At 73.0% G+C, this 3949-nt stretch carries 5 protein-coding genes and 1 pseudogene; 1 reads left to right on the top strand and 5 read right to left on the bottom strand.

What is annotated here, in order from left to right; genetic code table 11:
* The 5 genes from ABZ885_RS37140 to ABZ885_RS37120 all read right to left on the bottom strand — a co-directional run.
* Positions 1–934 (bottom strand): SUKH-4 family immunity protein (locus ABZ885_RS37140; RefSeq protein WP_360198989.1); only part of this gene is annotated, 934 nt, incomplete at its 3' end.
* A gap of 411 nt (positions 935–1345) precedes the next feature.
* A complete protein-coding gene (locus ABZ885_RS37135) occupies positions 1346–2071 on the bottom strand; it encodes a hypothetical protein (protein ID WP_360198987.1) in 726 nt (241 codons plus the stop codon).
* Between the two features lie 9 nt (positions 2072–2080).
* Positions 2081–2221: a hypothetical protein gene (locus ABZ885_RS37130; protein ID WP_360198985.1), complete on the bottom strand. Its 141-nt coding sequence runs from the start codon at positions 2219–2221 to the stop codon at positions 2081–2083.
* Between the two features lie 132 nt (positions 2222–2353).
* Positions 2354–3382 (bottom strand): hypothetical protein, encoded by a 1029-nt coding sequence (locus tag ABZ885_RS37125; protein WP_360198983.1) that lies wholly within the window; start codon positions 3380–3382, stop codon positions 2354–2356.
* A 100-nt stretch (positions 3383–3482) separates the two neighbouring features.
* Complete coding sequence (locus ABZ885_RS37120) at positions 3483–3668, bottom strand: hypothetical protein (protein WP_360198981.1); 186 nt, start codon at positions 3666–3668, stop codon at positions 3483–3485.
* A gap of 185 nt (positions 3669–3853) precedes the next feature.
* Here ABZ885_RS37120 and ABZ885_RS37115 point away from each other — a divergent pair.
* Positions 3854–3949: pseudogene (locus tag ABZ885_RS37115) on the top strand (3-oxoacyl-ACP synthase); the annotation flags it as partial.

Raw genomic sequence — 3949 nt, 5'->3', positions numbered from 1 at the left:
GCCACCACTCGTCGCGCAGCTTCTCGTACGTCCAGAGCGCGTACAGCAGCGCCGACAGGTCGCGATTGAGGTACCGGTCGGGCCGGCCTTCGCCGAACCGGGGCGGCACCTCCACCCGGCCGGTGGCACCGTCGAGAGCGACCGGCAGTCCCTCCAGCCACCACCCGACCGCGAGGTGGTCCCGCAGCGGGCCGGCCTCGGCGTACGCCTGCGCCATGCTGCGCAGCGGTCCCTCGGGCGGGACCACGAACAGCTGGCCGTCCAGCGCCAGGCCGGTCTCGGTCAGCAGCCGGCGGGTCGGCTCGTGGGTCAGCGCCGAGGGCAGTTCCTCGGGGCGGTAGCGCCGTACCCCGCGTTCGCCGCTCAGCTCGGCCAACTCCTCGACCAGGTCCGCGCCGAACTCGTAGGCGAGACCGTCCGGCCCGGCCGTCCCCGGCCAGGCACCCCAGGCCAGGGAGGCGACCCGGACCACCGTGCCCCAGTGCGCGGGCCGGGCCACGGCCTCGAACAACCGGGGGTCGGCCTCCCGCATCCGCTCCTCGGCGATCTGCACCACCGCCCGCGTGATCCCGGCGCCGCGGTGCCCGTTGCCCGCCTCCCGGTCCTCGGCCGCCCGGAGCAGCCCGGCGAACGCGGGCAGGTCGGAGGCGAGCTGGTCCCGCCGCAGCTCCCCGTCCGTCCACTCGGCGAGCCACACGTCCCCGCTCACCGCGTCCAGCACGACCTGGCCGCTGCCGTACTCCGGTTCCCCCAGCACGAACAGCCGCCCGTCCCCCACCACCGGCCCGCCCGGCCACGCCGTCAGTTCCGCCAACCGCCCCTGCGCGAGCACCCCGAAGTCCAGGTACGCAGCCGCCTCCGGCAGCCCGTGCTCCGCCAGGAACGCCCGGCTCCCGGCATCCGCCACTGCCTCCGGCACCTGAACCCGCAGCACCCGCGTCTCCCCCTTGTGATCACCTGACGATCACCCGACCCTACCCGCCGCCCCGCACGCCCCGGCCGTCCTTGCCCCCATGCCCGGTCCGCACCTCGGCACCGTGACGCGCCGTCCCCGCCGGCCACCCTGGTCGCCGCGCCCAGCCTCTGGGACATGACGGCGGACGTCTCCCAATACTGCAACCGCATCTGCATGACGGATGTGGTGTGGGGCTCGTTGGTGTATCTGTGTGCCGATGAGCTGACGGTTGAGCAAGTCGAGTCGCGGTACTCGTTCGGAGCCACCCGGGGCTCCGAGGCGGCCCCGGCCGCGGCCCTGGCGACCTCCGGTTCGGCCCTCCCGAGTACCGCACCGGCTCGCTCCGGTCGGGCGGCGAGCAGTGCGCGGCGGGTCGCCTGCCGGCGCCGCCTACGGCCGCAGCTGGGCCGCGAGTGCCTCGGCGACCTTCCTGAGCGACTCGCCGGCCAGGGCCGGGTCCGCCTTGGTGACGGGCCATCCCTGGGAGACCACGAGCGCCAAGTCGCCCTTGCCTGCCACCGCCACCCGTGCAACGGCGGCCGTGCCCCGGCCCGGGGTGACCCTGGTCTGGCCGATCCCGGGCTCGTCCTTGGAGAACGTCATCACCTCGTCAGCGCTGAGGTTGCCGAGGGCGGCGATCTGCGGCAGCGCCAGGTTCACCGCCACCTCGCCCTCGGACACGGCCACGAGGTCGATCTCCATCGGGGCATCCGAAGCCGTGAAGTTGCAGACGACGGACGCGTTCGGCGGGACGGCGGGGATGGAGGGGAGCCCGGACGGCGTGGACTGCCCGCTGGGCCAGGCCTGGGCCGGGCGGCCCGGGTCGACGGTCCCCTGAGCCGCGGGGTCACCGCCGGACGCCGCCGGGGTGACGGTCCGTTCGGCACCGGCCGCCTTCAGCGCCGCCGCCGGGTCGAGGCCGAACGGGCAGGCCGACGTACTCGTCAGCTGCTTCGCCGTCGAGGCGACCCGGTCGTAGGACAGCCTCTCACCGCCCGAGGCGGCCCCGCCGGAACTCCCGGACGAGGAACAGGCGCTCCCGGCAAGGGCGATCCCGGCCGCGCCAGCCAGGGCGAGGATGCGGCGGTACCCGGCTGCTGTGCGATCAGCTGTCATCCGGTCAGCCTAATCCTGCAACCACATCTGCGTGATGGATGTGGCGAGGCCGCCGCCTTCACCGCCCTGTACTGCCCTGTACTGCCCGTGAAACACGGTGCCGGGCGTCACCTCCGCCGCGCGCACCGGGTCGGGGGTCTGAATCGCCACCGCGCCCTCGCCCCATCCGGTTGCGCCGAACGGTCCCGTGGCAGGCGAGGGCGCCGTCGGTCTCGACCACGGCCACATTTCGGACGGCACAGGCTTGCCTGCGGGTGCGGTGTGTCCGAGCGGTTGGGTGCGTCAGCAATAGCCGGTGCGGAGGAAACCGCGCTGGGAGGGCGTGCCCAGGTCCAGGGCGATGTCGACGTGACTCGGAAGGGCGGCGAAGGGAGCGTTCGGGAGGACGAACTCCCGTCCGGTGTACCTGTCGCGTACAGACTGCTGATCGGCGGGCCTGCACACGAACGGGTTCGCGTAGGTGTTGTAGCCGAGCCCGGTGCCCGTGTTGAGGAAGCCCGCATCCTGGCACTGGTACAGCACACCCCGCAGCGCGGCGGCATCTCGGGGCCCGCGGTAGACAGCGGCGAAGTTCTGGAAGCACGTCACCGAGTTGCCGCCGTCGTAGGGGGAAGGCCCGACGGCAGCCAGCGTGTCCAGAAAGGAGCGGTTGCAGCCGATGGCCGCCGACGGCGGCGCCCCCTTGAGCAGTTGGTCGCGCCTGCAGCCGGTCACCTTCTCGAACGCGCCGACGACGTCCTCGTCCTGGCCGAGCCGGGAGTAGGCAAGGACGAGGTCCGTCTGGGCGGAGAGCGGATACGCCTGCGTGTCGGGGAACTGCTCGTCGAGCAGGCGGAACCAGGTCTCGAAGCTCGGAACTGCGGCCTGTCTACCCGGTGGGAGGGTGTAGACGGCGAGGTCCGTCGGTGTGGTCCAGTTCTCGAGCCCCGGATAGCCGACGTAGGACAGGATGCCGATGCCGACCTTCGGCGGGTTGTCGCCGTACTGCCTGCGCAGTTCCAGGTAACGCTCGAGGTCGGTGTTCGAACCCGCCCAGGCACGCTGGAAACCGCTGGGATAGATCGATGCGTCACCACGGGTGTGCGTGGTCCCGAACAGGGAGGGTGACACGCACCGGACTTCGCGCGCCTGCCACGCGGCCCGGTAAGCGGACGGTGTGGCGAGACAGCCGCCCGCGGGGCGGGCCCTGTTGCCGCCCCCATCCGGGAACGCGGTCGGCGCACCCGCCAGGACGAGCAGGCAGGAGACGAGGACAAGCCACGGCCAAGCGCGCGCACCGCTACGCCGATGCTGGCGATGCCGGCGATCCATGGAACTCCTCAGGGCTTGCCGGGCCGGTTTCCGTCACGGCGGCCCGGAACCGGCCCGCCGCAGCCCAGTATTGGGAGACGGGCGACGCCGGGCCACTGGACTACTCCACCCGGATGCCGTGTGGACGAGACGCGTAGCGACTCTCCGGATGCCGCTGGCCGGCCCCGCCGTCGCTGCCGCGTGCCGGCCTGGTGGCGTGCTGCTGCGGGTGGACGACGGCGGGGCGGCCGTGGATCAGCTCCGGCCACGCGGTCTGGCCGCGGTAGGCGGCGAGGGTGCTGTCCACGCTGCCTACATCTCCTCTGCAGCCCGTCCGGGGACGATGCCCGCCCGCGCCGGGGCGGCGGCGCTGATCAGCTGGCGGAGGGCGCCGTAGTAGACCTCGTGGTCGGCCACGGCGGGCAGGACCTGGGCCAGGTGCCCGGTCAGTACCGGGAACTCGTCCGGATCGAGGGCGGCCAGCGCGGTGCGGTCGACATGGTGGTGGTCGCCACCTGCTCGGCGATGGACCGCTGCCCGAACATCGCCACCCAGGTGGCCGGCCGGCTCGGCATTCCCGCCGCCGTC

Source organism: Kitasatospora sp. NPDC047058 (genome assembly GCF_040643935.1).
Classification (GTDB): Bacteria; Actinomycetota; Actinomycetes; order Streptomycetales; family Streptomycetaceae; genus Kitasatospora.
Note: the sequence above shows the minus strand (reverse complement) of the source record. Positions and strands in the feature narration are given on the sequence as shown.